Raw genomic sequence first — 17,286 nt, 5'->3', positions numbered from 1 at the left:
AGCATTTTATTTATCGAAAATGCGGTTCAGCAAACCAGCAAGGCGAATACCACCCTTCAGTAATTGTTCATTAAGTTGCTGCACATGATTGTAGTTGTATTCATAAGACAACCTTGGATTAGTGCCTGAAATTTCCGCTTGAATTTTTTGAGCCTGGCTGTAAGAATCATACAACCATTCAGCAAGCGGTTGCTTTTTCCAGGTTTTCAATTGGGTAGCCGTTGGAAAATTTATAGCTTTTATATACTCGGTATAACTTAATTGCTGGTATTCTATAAGGTGTTCGTCCCAGACCCTGTGCAGGTTGGATGGTGTATTGAACCAATTCAATTTAATATCATTGCCACCCGTTGTCCCAACAGGGCTCACATGCAAGGGCTGGCTCATGTCTTCTGCAATATGTATGAGCAACTTCAGGTACATGACCTTTTTGTCTTTCTGAAGGTTCTTTTTTTGTAATTCCTTCACCAGGAAATTCAATTTTGTATAGGCATCAGTGGCTGTATCCTTTTTCAGGTAGTCCTGCATTTGAGCATAACTAAGATCTTTTTCAAAATTCACATAGTGCCAGGGACTGATATAGCGGTAACTGGTATCAGATTTTATAAAGTCAGCCCAGTTACTGGCCATGGCGATAGATTCATGTCCCAATATATTGCGAATGGCCAGCCTTGTTTTAGCTGTCAGGTAATTTTCAGCAATGCCTCCAACGATCCTGTGACCTAACATGCCCCAGGCCATGGATTGAAAAGGGAGATAACTAAACAGGCTGGTAAAAAGAAGTACGGTCAATAATTTTTTGCGCATAGGTAAATGAATAGAGCTGTAAAAGTAAAAGTTTACCTTAAGCTACCTACAACTGCTTCTTTAATATTATATAAATATTCTCTTTTTATATTCATCAGGTAAATGCTAACAGGAGCTTAGGCTTTTCAATTTCCTAACAGCCTTTCCTTGTTTCAACCGGATAAACCTTATTTTGGCAAAGTTTAAGTACTGAATGGAACCTGTATCATCAAATAGGCTAAAGTCAATTATTGGAGGCTCTGTTGGAAATCTTGTAGAATGGTATGATTGGTATACCTATGCAGCATTTTCCATTTATTTCGCTCCCTATTTTTTCCCTCATTCCAGCGCTACCGCACAATTATTGAATTCAGCCGGCATTTTTGCGGTTGGTTTTTTTATGAGACCGGTTGGGGGATGGTTGTTTGGAACCATAGGTGATCAAAAAGGACGTAAGACCTCAATGACAATTTCTGTATTATTGATGTCATTCGGTTCATTGATTATTGCCTGTATTCCTGGTTATGATGCCATCGGAATGGCGGCCCCGGTTTTATTGGTTGTGGCCAGGATGGTACAAGGCTTAAGCCTGGGAGGTGAATACGGAAGTTCTGCTACTTACCTGAGTGAAATGGCCCAATCTCACAGGAGGGGATTTTATTCCAGCTTTCAATATGTAACACTAATCGGTGGTCAATTAATAGCGCTGGGCATTCAATTGATATTGCAACAATTTATACTTACGGAATCACAGCTGTTGCAATGGGGATGGCGCATCCCGTTTTTTATTGGCGCCATACTTTCTGTAGTTGCTTTTTATATCAGGAATAACCTGGAAGAAACTGATCATTTTAAAAAGATCAACATTCATGAAAAAGACCGGGGTACTATAAAAATGCTGTTACTGCATCCAAAGGCCATACTGACTGTTATTGGATTGACTTTAGGTGGCACAGTGGCTTTTTATACCTATTCCATTTACATGCAAAAATTCCTTGTCAATACCGTTCATTTAACCAAATCACAATCTACACTGGTGTCGTTCGGTAGCTTATTTGTATTTGCCCTGGTGCAACCTTTATTTGGCCTTTTATCAGACCATGTGGGACGCAAACCTTTACTGATAGGATTTGGTATCCTGGGTTCTATACTGACTGTTCCCCTGTTATCCGGATTGAGCATGACTACTTCAGCTACCGGTGCATTTATATTCATTATGGCGGGGCTGTTGATTGTAAGCGGCTATACTTCCATCAACGCCATAGTAAAAGCTGAATTATATCCTTCTGCCATCAGGACGCTTGGAGTGGGTCTGCCCTATGCAGTTACTACGGCCATATTTGGCGGCACTGCAGAATACATAGCGCTTTGGTTTAAAAACCGTGGAAATGAATCTTATTTCTATTGGTATGTATCTTTTTGCATCCTGGTTTCATTGATAGTATACCTGACAATGCAGGACACTAAAACTACTTCCCGGCTAAATGATTGATTGTGTTTGTAACGGGAAAGTTTAACTGCAATAAACTTTCAATTCCGTATACCTGCCAAAAGCCTGTTATTATGAATTATATTTATGCAATTCATACAGGGTTTTACTCAATTCATACCCGGTAAATTTCAAATAACCTTCTGCTCACTGAACTGAGCAATTAAAGGCCTTAACTTTAAAATGATGGCTGGTTATATAAAATTTGAAAAATATAATAGCAAGGAATTTCCTATCATGGTGCTCACCATGTTTCCTATGGCCGTACTTATGAATTATTTTTTGTTTGGCTCGGTTTATTTCAAAGAATTACGGGTTTTTGCCTGGGCCACACTTGTCACTTTCCTAGTATTGTGCCTGGCTTTTTTTATATATGGACAAATAGCAGTATCCCTGCGCAACCGCTTCCCACATGCACACGAAGTTTACAGGAGATTATTTTTAACCATAACTGTGTTTGTATTACTAACAGGTGTTTACCTTTCTATACTATGCCGTGCCTATGACCTGTTTCATTTTATGGGTTATTCCTATGATGAATCAAACTTCGGTAAATGTTTTTTGACGTTTGCCGTTATGAATGTATTCCTCACTTTTTTGAACGAAGGTGTTTCGCGATATGAAAGTTACAGGGTGACCTTATATGAAACGGAGCAGCTCAAAAAAGAATACATGCAAAGCCAGTTGTTGGGATTAAAAAGCCAGATGAATCCGCATTTCCTTTTTAATGGCCTAAACACTTTGTCCAGCCTTATCCATGAAGATGCAGACAAAGCAGAAGATTTCCTTGATCATATGAGTAAGGTTTACCGCTATTTGCTTCGTAATAATGAAGAACAATTAGTGAGCCTGCAAACAGAGATCAACTTTATCAGGTCCTATTATTTTTTATTAAAGGCAAGGTATGCCGATGGTTTGCAGCTGGCAATTTCTATAGATAAGGAGCATTATGAACAATTTTTGCCACCTCTTACTTTGCAAATGCTTTTTGAAAATATTCTAACATTCAATGAGGCAAGCAAATCCAATCCCCTGCTAGTTGAGATTAGTAGCAAGGGTAAGGATGAACTGGTGATCAAAAACACGGTGCAGCTAAAATTAAATTGCAGTGATTGTTTTGATGAAGGCATAGAGAACATTTCCAATAAGTTCAAACTGCTTTGCCAAAAGGAAGTGGAAATTATAGAAACCCCAACCCATAGAACCATTCAATTGCCTTTATTGAAAACTAAAGAACTAACCGAAGCATGATCAAATGGATAAAACCAACCAGGACTGAATGGACATCATTTTTTGTAATGATGCCCTTTATATGTCTTCTAATTAATAACCTGTTGTTCGGTTCCAGGTCATTTACAGATGTGAAAGTCTGGCTCTTTTCATTTCCATTGATCTATTTCATTGGTTGCGTTTCCTGGTATCTTCAAATAGCATTAATGAACCGCCTGAGAGAGGAGTTCTCAGATATCAGGCAAACGCCACGACGCCTGGCCATATTAGGCCTATCCCATTTTTTAATCAGAACGGTAGCCTTTATTTTTATTTTTACTTTTTTTGATTCACTGCATTTCCTTGGGTATGTATTGAACCTTCAGAAATTGGGTTTTGCAGTGTATTGTAGCCTGGGGCTTACGCTTATGTCTACCTCCATGTGGGAGGCTAATTACACCTTCAGCCAATGGAAATTATTGGTGGTAGAAAAGGAAAAGTTGGAACAGCTTACCATCCTGCAGGAATTCGAAACACTGAAAAGCCAGGTCAATCCCCATTTCCTGTTCAATTGCTTTAATACATTATCATCGCTCATTTCTGAAGACAGGAAAAAGGCGGAAGTCTTTTTAAATGAACTGAGCAAAGTATACCGCTATTTGCTTAGGAACAATGAAGATGGCTTGAGCACTTTGCAGACCGAGATCCGTTTTATTGAATCGTATTACCAATTGTTGAAGACAAGGCATGGAGATGCGGTTCAACTCGAGATAGAGATTGATAAAAAATACGATCAGTATCTTTTGCCATCCCTTTCCTTACAATTACTGCTGGAAAATGCAGTCAAACACAATGTACTTTCAAAAAACAAACCCCTTGTCATAGATATATTTACGACCACAGGAAATAAACTTGTGGTAAGTAACACGCTTCAGACACGTTCTATAAAAGGGCCTTCCAACAAAATAGGGCTGGAAAATATCAGGAATAAGTATGAACTTATAAGCCAGCCTGGATTCCAGGTGCTGGAGGACAAAACAAGTTTTAGCGTGGTGCTTCCACTCATATGGAATAAGATCACCCAACAGAAATTAGTATCTAATGAATTCATAATAAAACCTTGGAAATGAATATTCTTATAGTAGAAGACGAAGAACTGGCAGTAAAAAAGCTCAAAAAGACATTATCAACTGTTGATGAATCGGCGAATGTGGTAGGTGAAGCAGACAGTATCAAAAGCACGGTAACCTGGCTGCAAAACAACCCTTCCCCTGACCTGATACTGATGGATATTGAGTTGGCTGATGGTCAGAGTTTTGAAATATTCAATCATGTCCAGGTAAAAAGCCCCGTGATATTTATTACTTCTTATGATGAATATGCTTTAAAAGCCTTTAAGGTGAACAGCGTTGACTATCTATTGAAACCTGTTCAAAAAGAAGACCTGCAGGCTGCACTGGAGAAATACAGGGAAATGAAAAAAATGTATACTTCAGATGTGTCTACGCCTAAAGTATTGATTGAAGATCTTGTAAAGGAGTTGCAGCAAAAATTACAGACTAAAGAATTCCGCAAAAGATTTTTGGTGAAACATGGCCAAAAACTGGTATCGGTGGAAGTAGACGATATAGCTTATTTCTTCAGTGATGGCAGGTTGAATTTCTTTAAAACACTGGATAATAAAAAGTTTGTAGTGGATTATACCATGGATGAATTAAATGAAATGCTGGATCCCGATAAATATTTCCGCATCAGCCGTTCATTTTTTATTTCGGTAAATAGTGTAGCACAGATCCATGATTATTTTGGAAACCGTCTTATGCTGCAATTAAAACCTGAAACAGATAAGGAAGCCATTGTTAGCCGGGAGAAGGTGACAGAGTTTAAAAACTGGCTGGGTAAATAGTAGCGCAATAAATTGTTTAAAAGCCGGGGCAAACAAAAGCCTCAGCTTTTTAAATTAACCAGCAAAACCACTGAAATACTTTTATTATCCGTAGTGACTTCCATATTTGCTGAAAGATCCTCTGATCGTTTATGCATGGCTTTTTGAAACCTGCTTTTAAAATCAGCTGTTGTTTCATCACATTCTGAAAGAATTTCTACCATCATTTTGGACTTTACCTGGTTGATGTTCACAAAAATCTGGTTGCAACAAATATTCTCCAGCATGTAGGTCAGGGCTTCTTTATAGAAGAAGAATATATCATGCCGCAGTTTCATGTCCAATTCCAGTAGCTGTACCTTATGATCTACGATCAGGTCAATATCAACATCATACGAAGACCGAAGTCCTTCGGTCAGCTCCTTTATCCGCAGGATTGTTTTCTTCATGCTGTCATTCTGGGGATCTATGCTCCACAGCATATCGTCCATAGCTTCCATCATGTACCTGCTCTTCGAACTTATCTGTGTGATGAATTCTTTGGATTGCTCTATATTCTTATCGGCTTTGATCTTGGCAATCTCACTCAATACATTGATATTATTCAGTGTACGGCTGATTTCCTGGTGAAGGTTTCCAGCAATTTGCCTCCGCATTTGCCTTAACGAAGCTCTTTTATTGATCCTTTCCTTATCAACAACATAGAGGATGGTAATGACCAATAAGATAACCAAACCATAAAACCACCAGGTACTCCAGAATGGCGGCCTTACGATAATTAAAAAGGAAGCGATCTCGCTGCTTGTAATACCGTCCGTATTTTCTGTTTTTACCTGGAAAGTGTAACTTCCCGGGGCCAGGTAATTATACAATGCTTCCGAAGGCTTATCAGCATGTATCCAATCCTTATCAGCACCCTCCAGCCTGTAATAATAATGAAGTTTCGTTTGTTGTAAATAGCTTAAAGCGCTGAAATTGATCCCTATGGAAGTATTATCATAACTCAGGATCACTTTGCCGGCTTTGGAAAGTGAATCCATGGACAGCGCTTTTCCTCCCAACATAAATGACGTGAGATAGGGTTTATAAGGTTTATTTCGCTGCGTAAAAATGGAAGGGTTAAACACCAGGAAATTATGATCGGTAAAAAATACCAAACGCCCGTCATTTAACTCCTGCACCCCCGTTTTTGCAAATTTATCATAGGCTATACCATCCCGCCTGTCATAATAGCTAATCAATTTTTTGGAAAGATTTACCCTGCAAATTCCATTGGTCATACCCACCCAAAGAATTCCATTGTCGTCATTTTCGATCGATTCTGCGGTATTGGAAGGAAGTCCGTCAGCATCACCAATAAAACTAATTTTATTGGTGCGGGTATTGACAATATTAATAGCACCGGCTGTTACTATCAGTGTAGTGTCATTATAGTAGGTCATGTCAGAGGGGTAGTTGTTAAATATTCTTTCTCCCTCAACACTTTCTTTGGTAAACCTTTTGACAATTCTTTTTGTCCTGGTATCAATCTTTAAAAGACCATCTCCGAAGGTGCCCACCCAGATGAAACCCTGGTAATCGAAATGCACTTTATACACCATGGTAGTCTGGCAAACTAACTCATATCCTTTGGAGGGATCGCCACCAGCTTTGTCTATATCCCATTTTATAACTTTCCCGTTTTGTGTGCCAAACCACATATTACCAGAGGTGTCTTCATCTATCTGCCTGATGGTCGATTTGCCAAATATCTCCGGGTAAGACTCAAAGAGCTTATTGGTTTTAGGATTGTAAATCACCAGCCCCCCCGCCTGTAAGGTGATCCATAGTTCGCCTGTTTTTTTATTTACGGCCATATCCCATACCGTATAATATTTACCTTTTTCCTTCATGGAAGAAGGCAGGGGAATGGGATTAAAATTTTTATCGAAACAATATATTCCACTTGAGCCCCAGGTGCCAACAAAGATCCGGTCATCCTTTAACTGGATCACTGCCTGTACAGGCCTCTCTTTAGTTGCCTTGTCTCCCGGGCGTACCAATCCATAGGTGTTAAATATTTGCGCATCGGGGTTAAACAGGAAAATTCCATTATCAGTAGATATCCAGATATTGCTTTCCCTGTCTTCAAATGCCTGGTAAGCGTAGTCATATTTGATTTTGGGCTCATCGAGGTTCTCACCTGATAAAAGAATAAAAGGTTGCTTTTCTTCTGTCCACTCCATAAAAAATGGCATTCCATATGCCCATAACCTTCCATTTCGTTGTAGCAGGAAACCATTGATCTCGTGGTAACCCAATTGTGGCCATAATTTAAAGCTCTCCGTTTTTTTTGTTTGTTGGTTATAGCGTTTGATCTCGGGTGCTCCCTGGGTTGGTGGCCAGTAAACAAATACCAGGTTGGAATGCGCGTCAGTAAATGCGCCAAAAGGTCTGTCCTGGTCTTTAAAAGCCTCTATTACCGGATCTTTATCTACATTATGTCCACGGTAATTTACATGTTTAGATTGAGGATCATATTGAACCAGGCCTGAATCGCAACTGATCCAGTATCTTCTCCTGGCAGTGTCCCAATGAATATCATTGAGCACCCAGTTGTGCGGCATTTTTGCAATGGACCTGGCCGGAGCAAAAACATTTTCCTTTTCCCTGAACTCATACAAGAGTCCATAGGCTTTTAAAATTAATTCCCCTGTAGGCAACTGCCTGAAAGATACAGGATCATAGAAAGGCTTTTTTTCCTGTACAGGCACTTCTTTAAAAATAAATTTGCGTGTATCAAATATGCCCACCTTTTGATTATCCCCATACAGCCACAGGCGGTTTTTATTATCAAGGAACAGGGTTATAATATGAGTACTTGGAATTGCATTGGGATCCTTGTCATTTGATTTAAAAGTAATAAAGCCATTACCATCATAACGTTGAAGGCCATTGACTGTGGCAAACCACATATAACCCTGGTCGTCCTGCACGGTGGCGCTTACTGTATTGGAGGCCAAACCATTGGAAACTGAAAAATGCTTAAAGGAATACTGCCTGGCATGCTGGGAATAGGCAGTTACAGTTAAGAACAAAAGCAGGATAACAGAATTGACAAATCGTACCAAAGCAGCCAGTATTATACTTTCAAATTTAATGCGCAGAACTATTATACGGGAATATTTCATCACCACATAATTGCAATTGATTACAGTAATCACTCAATTCATCTTTTTATTAAAGGAATTGAGTGCATTCAACCCAGTTTCAACTCATTCCCGCATATATCCAATTCATGCATAAACCGCTTCTCCTTGCATGGTGCATGACTGAATTTTACATCAAACAAATCATTAACCACAATAAAAACAAACCAAAGAACTGATTTTATGAAAAAAGTTATTGCACTATTTACCATTGTTGCTGCCCTGGCGTCCTGCAAAAAAGATAAGGATAATAATAATGTCTTCAAAGGACCTGAATCTGAAGTTTACCATGGTAAAGCCTGGAGCTCATTAAAACTTAATAGCTCTGGAATTCCTGAAAAGTTAACCTTGTCTCTTGATGCTGCTACATTGGCTACCGTACAAGTAGGTGAAGGTGGATCGACAGAAGGTCATACCCATGAGAACAATATCCTGATCTCCTTACCGGGAAAAGCGCTGGAAGTAACGCCGTTTCAATTCATTATGCTGAACTGGAATCCTATGGGACATGAGCCGGCAGGGGTTTATGATACCGCCCATTTCGATATGCATTTTTATTTATCGGCGCCCGGTGATGTAATGAATTATGTAGATATGGCAAAGATGGAAAATCTGCCTTCCACTGATTACGTTCCCGCCAACCACATTGCAGGACCTGGTGTTCCTATGATGGGGAAGCATTGGATAGATGTAACATCACCTGAACTTCATGGTGTTCCCTTTACTCAAACATTCCTGTACGGCTCCTATGATGGCCAGGTTGTTTTTTATGAACCCATGATCACCCTTGACTTCTTAAAGGCAACTACTTCTTTCCAACGCACCATTCCCCAACCTTCAAAATTTAAAGTTGCAGGATACTATCCTACCAAAATGACTATTAACAAAGAAGCTGGCACCACCAATATTTCCCTTGAAGGTTTTGTGTTCCGCCAGGCTTCATGATAGGCAGTATAAATTATTACTCAACCATAAATAAATTAACCATGGAAAGATTTAATATTTTCAACCAGATACACAAAGGGCTTCGTGCAGCATTATATGACACTGCACTTCAATTACAGCAGGCCGATTTCACCTCAGCCTCTGAATCAGAATCAGCCCTGGAAAAAGTAAGGGAAGTGGTGATGTTATTTGACGAACATGCCCACAAGGAAGATACATTTGTTCTTCCCGCCATATTACAATACGAGCCATCAGTAGTAGATGCTTTTGAACAGGAGCATGTGGCTGACCTTGCATTGGCAAGACAATTATCAGATGCGGTAAAACAGCTTGACAGTTTATTAAAGGCCGCTGACAGGGAGGCCGCAGGCAGAAAACTCAATGTAATATTCGTAGAATTTGTTGCCTTCAACCTGAAACATATGGCTAAGGAAGAAGATGTTATCAATAACATACTTTGGAGGTATTACACTGATGGTGAAATACTCCAAATACAAAACAGGATCGTTGAATCAACAGAGCCCTGGCACCAGGATTTTTTCTCAAAATGGATGCTTCGTGGTATAAATAATACAGAGGCGGCTGCCTGGCTCATGGCAGTTCAACGCATAGCTCCTTCAATTGTTTATCAAACGCTGTTCAATAAGGCCAGGCAGGAATACTCAAAAAAACGCTTCCAGCACCTGGTAGAATCATTACAGGAAAACGTTGTTTTAAATTAATACAATCAATCAATATGAAAAAAATATCGATAGTCCTGTGTACCATCACTTTGCTTGCTGTAACAGCCATTATTGCCTGCAATAGTGATAAAACTCCTTCCACCAATAATGAAGGCGTAGTGGAAGTGAAAGGAATTACAGAAGCAGACAGTAAAGAAAACATGGTCAGACGCGGGCAATACCTGGTGACAATAATGGGATGTAATGATTGTCATTCACCAAAGGTCATGACGGCTCATGGACCGGAGATCGATAGCGCCAGAATGCTTTCCGGTCATCCTGCGACTGTTCCTGTGCCCAGGATCAATGCGGCTGAATTGCAAAACTGGGTACTGTTTAGTCATAACCTTACCACCTTTGTTGGACCCTGGGGAGTATCTTTTGCTGCTAACCTGACCTCAGATGCAACCGGTATAGGTAACTGGACCGAGGGACAATTTATCAATGCTATCAGGCATGGAAAATATAAAGGTCTTGAAAACTCACGACCACTTTTGCCTCCAATGCCATGGGCCATGTATAAAAATGCAACAGATGAAGACCTGAAGGCCATTTTCGCCTATTTAAAGTCAACGCCGCCAGTGCAAAACAGGGTGCCCGGCCCAATAGCACCCGACCAAATAGCTAAACTGAACTAGATAAATACGGGCAATTTTCATGTGTTAACCCCTCCTGTATCAACAGAGGGGTTTTTAATGATATGGATACTTTTCGATTACAGGTTGAAGTTATCATATACCAATTGACATATGATCTCTCAAGAATGATGAATAGAAACCTCTCTTACTTATTTACTGTATTTAATATTAAACCGGTTGATTTACCACAAACCTGAAGATGATAGGAAAGCGTATTATGAATATATCCGAAGTGCTTAATAAATGAGTTTATAGCAAGTATTTATAGCAGAGAAACCAACCTGGTCGGACATGTACATTTCTAGAAAACCAATAAGGATGGGAGGAAGCTGTTGGCTTTAAAATCCGCAGTTGCTATAACCACCTGCGTTTCCCGCAGCTTAACATTATTGTTAGTACAATAAATGTTCTTACTGGTGCCGGCATGTAGTAGCACAACGCAGAGTAGCAATGTCAAAATCAGTGATGGGGTTATAAGCAATCTGGTGTGCATGACGAATGGTTTACTGAATTATCCTTCTCCCCTTTTTCAAATTTGTCACAAGCTATGACCATCAATAACAGGTTGCATTTGGAAGGTGCGTGAACTGCTTAATTTCTGTTATGAATTGTATGTAAAAAATAGAAACGCATTTCATGAACCGCATGCAACAATTCATACAATACAGGGTTGAATTTGCTTCCAGCCGCATATAGCTTCGATGTATCATTTTAAAAACATCTAATAATTTTTAAAGAACCTGATCATGAACATTCATTCCATACTTCCCGGCAGCAAAATATTGTTTGCCAATTTTCCTGGCGACGGTCATTTTAATCCTTTAACAGGTCTGGCCATGCATTTAAAAACCCTGGGTTGTGATGTACGCTGGTACACCTCAAAAAAATATGAACAGAAAATAAACAAATTGGGCATACCATTTTATGGCTTGAAAAAAGCATTGGACTTTGCTTCAATGCCCGATATTGATGCTGTATTCCCTGATAGGAAAAAATATAAAGGACAGGTTGCCAAGCTTAAGCATGATATGATCAATGTCTTCATTCTCAGAAGTCCGGAATATTATGAAGACATATTGGACATCTATGAAGAATTTGAGTTTGATGTCATGGTGGCCGATATAACTTTTGGTGGAATTCCTTTTGTGAGGGAGAGGATGGGCATACCTGTCATTGGGGTTGACATTATACCTTTGAAAGAAACTTCAAGGGATCTGCCTCCAGCCGGGTTGGGCTTGACTCCATCTACTGGTTTTTTTGGTAAAAGAAAACAGGATGTACTCCGGTTCATTGCCGATAAGATCTTATTTGCACAACCCACCCGTGTAATGACAGAAATTCTTGGTAAATATGGTATTGCTACAGGAGGTTCTAACTTATTTGATATCCTGATCAAAAAATCAACAATCGTTGTGCAAAGCGGAACTCCTGGTTTTGAATATAAACGAAGTGATTTAAGCAAACATATTCATTTTATCGGGCCGTTACTTCCTTACCATCCAAAAAAAGAAAGGCAGACCTGGTTTGATGAAAAACTAAATCAATACAGTCGGGTGGTCCTGGTGACACAGGGAACTGTAGAAACAGATGTAGAAAAAATCCTTGTACCGACGCTTGAAGCATTTAAGAACACTGATGTGCTGGTGATAGCAACTACAGGAGGTGCGCATACCGAAAAAATAAAAAAAAGTTACCCTGAGCCTAACATAATAATAGAAGATTTTATTCCTTTTGAAGATGTGATGCCTTATGCGGATGTGTACATTACCAATGGCGGCTATGGAGGTGTATTACTTTCGATTCAAAATGAATTGCCATTGGTGGTAGCCGGAGTACATGAAGGGAAGAATGAGATCAATGCCCGGGTAGGTTTTTTTAAATTAGGGGTGAACCTGAAGACAGAAAAACCAACTGCAGCACAATTGCAGAAGGCAGTTGAAGAAATATTTGAGAACCCTGTTTATGCAAACAATGTCAGCCAGCTTAATAAGGAATTCAATGAATATGATCCGAATAGCTTGTTTGCTGCTCATGTGGCTTCCCTGATTAGAAGATCCAAAAAACACTTACAGGCGAAGAGTACCCTGGAAGAATCTATATATTGATGCGTGCAACCGGTTGTCTATCGATGACCGGTTAATTTTTTAATTAAATTAAACAAGGATTAAATAGGCCTACTAATATTTGTAGAAAAATAATCCCATCCTTATTACCAACCTTTTTCATTTTCTTGTTGCTTGTTTGTTTTTAGTTAATTGTTGTACAACTTCTTACGTCAAAACACTTAATTCTTTCCTTTTATCTGCCTAAATCTATTTTATAACTGCTTGGGTACAATATTCGTTTATAACATGCCAATTGAAAACACCCTTATGTTACTTTTCTCAACTGTTTTATTTGTAGATGGAAACCCGGTTGGCTACCAGGTATTTGAAGAAAATGACCAATTGATATTAAATCCTGCTGAAAATCCAAGCCGTGAAATTATTCCTCCAAGATTATCTGCCAGTCAATCTTCCGGTAGTTGGAAAGTGGAAGGCACTTTAAGCAGGGACCTGATAGACCAGGTAATTGAGGATATTAATTACAGTAACTGCCTTCCCAAAAATGGTTTGAGTGCTGCACCCTGATACACGATTGACCTGAAATGTTTTCAAGTCGTCCTACTCTATTCCTGCTGTTTTCCGTTCTTTGCCAATAAACCAGCACCATGAAGATTTCTCTTTGGTCGATAGGTAAGTCCAATGATACTTATGTGAAAGAAGGAATTTCTGAATTCACCAAACGCATATCTAAATATTTTCCTGTTGAATGGACCATCATTCCTGTCCCTAAGAATGCCGGCATGCTGTCAGAAATGGATTTGAAGAAAAAAGAAGCTGAGATCATTCTTCAATGGATCAGTCCTGCAGATTTCCTTGTAGCCCTGGATGAAAAAGGTAAAGAAATGACTTCAGAAGGCCTGGCCAATTTTATCCAGCAAAGGGCAACAGAAAGCACTAAAAACATTGTATTCCTCATTGGTGGTGCATTTGGCATTGATGAATCAGTAATAAAAAGGGCTAACCTGAAATGGTCACTTTCTCAACTGACCTTCCCACACCAGTTGGTTCGGCTTATTCTTGCCGAGCAGGTTTACCGCGCCTGTACCATATTAAGAAATGAAAAATACCACCATAAGTAATTGTCACATATTTGGTGATTGCTAAGGTGTGCATTAGTTTAGCACCCGTTTGATTCATTCATCAATACAGATTTATCATGGAGCTTTCAATAACGGTCATCATTATTATTGTCACATCTTTAATTTCTTTTGGAGGCTTCAGTAACCAGAAGATCATTGACGACCTGATTTTTTATCCTCCTGCTGTTACACAAAGAAAGCAATGGTACCGCTTCTTTACCTGTGGACTCATTCATGCAGATTTTGGACACCTGATATTTAACATGCTTTCGCTGTATCTGTTTGGAAGGTTTGTGGAACAAAAGTTTGTTGAAATATTTGAAGCCAATGGAAAATGGTTTTACCTGGCCATGTACATTTCCTCACTTCTTATTTCCATACTTCCCACGTATTTCAAACACCAAAATGATTATTCCTACAGGAGCCTGGGCGCTTCTGGTGCAGTCAGTGCCGTAGTTTTTGCAGGTTTGATGATCGCTCCTTATGTGGAAGTAGGCTTTTTTATCATTCCTCCCATTATTCCCGGATTTATTTTCGGTCCTCTATACTTGCTGATTTCCGCTTTACTGGACAAACGTGGTGGTGATAACATCAATCATAGCGCCCATATCTGGGGGGCTATATATGGGGTATTATTTATCATTGTTGTTGGTAAGCTTGCAGGTTTCAATGCCATCCAGGAATTTATTGATGGTGTAAAATATTACCTCAGGTCTAAGGGTTGGTCAAGCTGACCCTGACCACTTCCCTTGTTGAAGGTATTATTTTGAATCTGTCATCTATGCGCATTCCTACTACCCAAATGATCCTCTTTCCTGATTCAAGGATCCACATATTTTCTTTTAGGTTACGGGAAAGCTTTTGATCAATAAAGAAACGGGAAAGCTTTTTCTTTTTGGTCATACCCAGTGGATAAAAATAATCCCCTGTTTTCCATTTTCTAAGTACAAGCGGGTACTCTATATGTTTCGCATCCAGCAAGGCAGTATTAGCTTCCCCTTCCAGTTTTAATTTTCCTGCGGACAATAGATTGAATTCCAGCATGCCCCCGGGAAAACGAACCAGTTGCTGTTCCCTGTCGATGGCAATAATGTCTGTAACTGAAGTCTTGGGGGCTATAATGAGCCAGTTCCTGTGCCTGATCACCTGGAAGTTTTCATTTTCAACAAACCTTCCTGAAGCTGCATTCAAAAGCTTTTGAACCTCGGGCACCTGCTTCTCTCCAAAACCATAATCTTTTATGATATCATATATCAAAGATGTGTCAAGGTATTTCTCCAGCTTTTTGATAGGAATACGGATCTCATTTACTCCTTTTTCACAGATCTTATCTTTTAAACCTGCAATCATTTGCTGGTACAGGTTATGTATTTTAGTGAATCTCTCAATGTTATCTAATAGATTTTCTTCTACCTGGGGAAATACTTTTTGAACAGAGGGTATCAGTTCATGCCTGAAATAATTGCGCGTGTACTTCACGGAGCTGTTAGAAGAATCCTCAACCCAGGTCAAGCCCTGCTTATACGCATATTCAATGATATCTTTTCTTCGAACACCAAGCAACGGCCTCAATAAACGTTTTTCTTCTTTACTTCCCCCGGGAATAGCCGTCAAACCTTTCAAACCTGTTCCCCTGAAAAAATTCATTAAAACGGTTTCGATATTATCATCGGCATGGTGCGCCAATAATATAAAGTCAAAGCCCCCAGTGTTTTTCAATTCATCAAACCATTGATAGCGCAGAGCCCGCGCTGCTTCCTGTACCGACAACTTATTTTCCTGTGCAAACTGGCTGGTATCAAAATGTATGACCTTTAGAGGCACTTCCAGTTTTTGAGCGAAAGACCTGACAAAAGCTTCATCCCTTTCACTTTCTTCGTTCCTGAGACGAAAGTTGCAATGCGCCAAACTGAATTGAAAGCCTGATCTTTTGCAAAGATCTGCCAGCACTACGGAATCCACGCCGCCACTTATGGCAACAATAAATCGGCTGGCCTTAGGATCGATAGCTTTTTCCCGGAAATATTGATTGAAATGCTGTAACAAAACAGGGTTCATTTGTGTTAATAAACAAGATCTTCATAGGCAGCCCGTAATTCATTATAGGCATGATGGTCATTCGCTTCTTTTGCTTTCAACATGCCTTTTTCATAGCAGCTTATGGCGCTGTCTTTAGCATCATTTCTCTCCAGGAGCCTTGCCAGATGATAATAGCTGCCAATGTAGTTTTCATCTCTTTCCAGGAGTCTTTCAAATAACCGGCGGGCTTCCGCATCATCTCCTGCTTTCACATATTCCAATGCCAGTGCATGTTGAACAAAACTATCATTGGGATTTTCGTTCAAAAAAGCTTTTAATTTTTCTACTCTATTCATGCTGATGGCAAATTCTTGTTCAGGTATCTTTGCGCACTATATTTGCAAAAGTATTAGTTGCATAAGCAACTAAATCAAACTTTTCTATAATTTAGCTATATGAAAATTCTCGTCTGTATCAGTAAGACGCCTGACACCACGGCAAAAATAGCTTTCACGGATAACAACACGAAATTCTCCGAAAACGGTGTGCAATGGATCATCAATCCCTATGACGAATGGTATTCACTGGTGAGAGCCATTGAATTAAAGGAAAAAGATGCATCAACTATTATCAACCTTATTACGGTTGGTGGTGCAGATGCTGAACCTATTATCAGGAAAGCACTGGCATTGGGTGGTGATGAAGCCATACGTATCAATGCGGAGCCATTGGAAAGCTACCAGGTAGCCTATCAAATTGCGGAAATAGCCAGGAATGGTAATTATGATCTGATACTAACCGGTAAGGAAACGATTGATTATAATGGCGGAGCTGTTGGTGGTTTGCTGGCAGAACTATTGGACCTTCCTTATATTGCCAATGCAACCAACCTGCAGGTAAATGGTTCAACTGCCACAGTAAAAAGAGAAATCGAAGGTGGTGAAGAGACCATTGAATGCTCCTTCCCTCTTGTATTGAGTTGTCAAAAAGGAATGGCAGAGGCCAGGATCCCCAATATGCGGGGTATTATGGCGGCTCGTACCAGGCCATTAAAAGTAGTTGAACCTGCAACAGTGGAACCTATGACTGCTTTCACTGAATTTCAGTTACCCCCGGCTAAAGCAGGTGTAAAACTGGTTTCACCAGACAATATAGATGAATTGGTTCGGTTACTTCATGAGGAAGCACGCGCTATTTAATTCTTTAATTGATTTATTAATC

16 protein-coding genes are annotated in these 17,286 nt (G+C 39.7%); 12 read left to right on the top strand and 4 right to left on the bottom strand.

What is annotated here, in order from left to right:
* Positions 1–6: 6 nt before the first annotated feature.
* A complete protein-coding gene (locus BP74_RS05280) occupies positions 7–807 on the bottom strand; it encodes a S1/P1 nuclease (RefSeq protein WP_496371792.1) in 801 nt (266 codons plus the stop codon).
* A 193-nt stretch (positions 808–1,000) separates the two neighbouring features.
* On the opposite strand from BP74_RS05280, the gene BP74_RS05275 reads away from it, so the two are divergent.
* The 4 genes from BP74_RS05275 (at position 1,001) to BP74_RS05260 (ending at position 5,390) form a co-directional block, all read left to right on the top strand.
* Positions 1,001–2,278, top strand: a complete 1,278-nt coding sequence (locus BP74_RS05275) for an MFS transporter (protein WP_496371790.1) — start codon at positions 1,001–1,003, stop codon at positions 2,276–2,278.
* 183 nt (positions 2,279–2,461) lie between these two features.
* Complete coding sequence (locus BP74_RS05270; RefSeq protein ID WP_496371788.1) at positions 2,462–3,526, top strand: sensor histidine kinase; 1,065 nt, start codon at positions 2,462–2,464, stop codon at positions 3,524–3,526.
* Positions 3,523–4,614 carry a sensor histidine kinase gene (locus BP74_RS05265; RefSeq protein ID WP_496371786.1) on the top strand — a complete coding sequence of 364 codons (1,092 nt, stop codon included), beginning with the start codon at positions 3,523–3,525 and terminating at the stop codon, positions 4,612–4,614. Before BP74_RS05270 ends, BP74_RS05265 begins: the two co-directional genes overlap by 4 nt.
* Positions 4,611–5,390, top strand: coding sequence for a LytR/AlgR family response regulator transcription factor (locus BP74_RS05260; protein ID WP_496371784.1), 780 nt, complete (start codon positions 4,611–4,613; stop codon positions 5,388–5,390). Before BP74_RS05265 ends, BP74_RS05260 begins: the two co-directional genes overlap by 4 nt.
* A gap of 41 nt (positions 5,391–5,431) precedes the next feature.
* Here the strand turns inward: BP74_RS05260 and BP74_RS05255 are convergent, their stop codons facing one another.
* Entirely contained in the window at positions 5,432–8,572 is a 3,141-nt protein-coding gene (locus tag BP74_RS05255; RefSeq protein ID WP_496371782.1) for a ligand-binding sensor domain-containing protein, read from the bottom strand.
* A gap of 168 nt (positions 8,573–8,740) precedes the next feature.
* Between BP74_RS05255 and BP74_RS05250 the strand changes: the two genes are divergently transcribed.
* The 7 genes from BP74_RS05250 to BP74_RS05220 all read left to right on the top strand — a co-directional run bounded on the left by BP74_RS05250 (position 8,741) and on the right by BP74_RS05220 (position 14,780).
* On the top strand, positions 8,741–9,502 hold the full coding sequence (locus BP74_RS05250; RefSeq protein WP_496371780.1) for a hypothetical protein: 762 nt from the start codon (positions 8,741–8,743) through the stop codon (positions 9,500–9,502).
* A gap of 41 nt (positions 9,503–9,543) precedes the next feature.
* Positions 9,544–10,224 (top strand): hemerythrin domain-containing protein, encoded by a 681-nt coding sequence (locus BP74_RS05245; protein WP_496371778.1) that lies wholly within the window; start codon positions 9,544–9,546, stop codon positions 10,222–10,224.
* 14 nt (positions 10,225–10,238) lie between these two features.
* The gene (locus tag BP74_RS05240) at positions 10,239–10,862 is read left to right on the top strand and encodes a c-type cytochrome (RefSeq protein WP_496371776.1); all 624 of its coding nucleotides are present in this window, start codon (positions 10,239–10,241) and stop codon (positions 10,860–10,862) included.
* Between the two features lie 746 nt (positions 10,863–11,608).
* Positions 11,609–12,967: a glycosyltransferase gene (locus tag BP74_RS05235; RefSeq protein ID WP_496371774.1), complete on the top strand. Its 1,359-nt coding sequence runs from the start codon at positions 11,609–11,611 to the stop codon at positions 12,965–12,967.
* 267 nt (positions 12,968–13,234) lie between these two features.
* Positions 13,235–13,492, top strand: a complete 258-nt coding sequence (locus BP74_RS05230) for a hypothetical protein (RefSeq protein ID WP_496371772.1) — start codon at positions 13,235–13,237, stop codon at positions 13,490–13,492.
* 80 nt (positions 13,493–13,572) lie between these two features.
* The gene (locus BP74_RS05225; RefSeq protein WP_496371770.1) at positions 13,573–14,046 is read left to right on the top strand and encodes a 23S rRNA (pseudouridine(1915)-N(3))-methyltransferase RlmH; all 474 of its coding nucleotides are present in this window, start codon (positions 13,573–13,575) and stop codon (positions 14,044–14,046) included.
* 77 nt (positions 14,047–14,123) lie between these two features.
* Entirely contained in the window at positions 14,124–14,780 is a 657-nt protein-coding gene (locus BP74_RS05220) for a rhomboid family intramembrane serine protease (protein ID WP_496371768.1), read from the top strand.
* On the opposite strand, the gene tilS is transcribed toward BP74_RS05220, so the two are convergent.
* Positions 14,761–16,104: a tRNA lysidine(34) synthetase TilS gene (gene tilS / locus BP74_RS05215; protein WP_496371766.1), complete on the bottom strand. Its 1,344-nt coding sequence runs from the start codon at positions 16,102–16,104 to the stop codon at positions 14,761–14,763. The genes BP74_RS05220 and tilS overlap by 20 nt on opposite strands.
* Before the next feature lie 5 nt (positions 16,105–16,109).
* Positions 16,110–16,421 (bottom strand): tetratricopeptide repeat protein, encoded by a 312-nt coding sequence (locus BP74_RS05210; RefSeq protein ID WP_496371764.1) that lies wholly within the window; start codon positions 16,419–16,421, stop codon positions 16,110–16,112.
* Between the two features lie 99 nt (positions 16,422–16,520).
* On the opposite strand from BP74_RS05210, the gene BP74_RS05205 reads away from it, so the two are divergent.
* A complete protein-coding gene (locus tag BP74_RS05205) occupies positions 16,521–17,264 on the top strand; it encodes an electron transfer flavoprotein subunit beta/FixA family protein (RefSeq protein WP_496371762.1) in 744 nt (247 codons plus the stop codon).
* Positions 17,265–17,286 lie beyond the last annotated feature (22 nt).

The sequence above is a fragment of the Flavisolibacter ginsengiterrae DSM 18136 genome (assembly GCF_059568575.1).
Note: the sequence above shows the minus strand (reverse complement) of the source record. Positions and strands in the feature narration are given on the sequence as shown.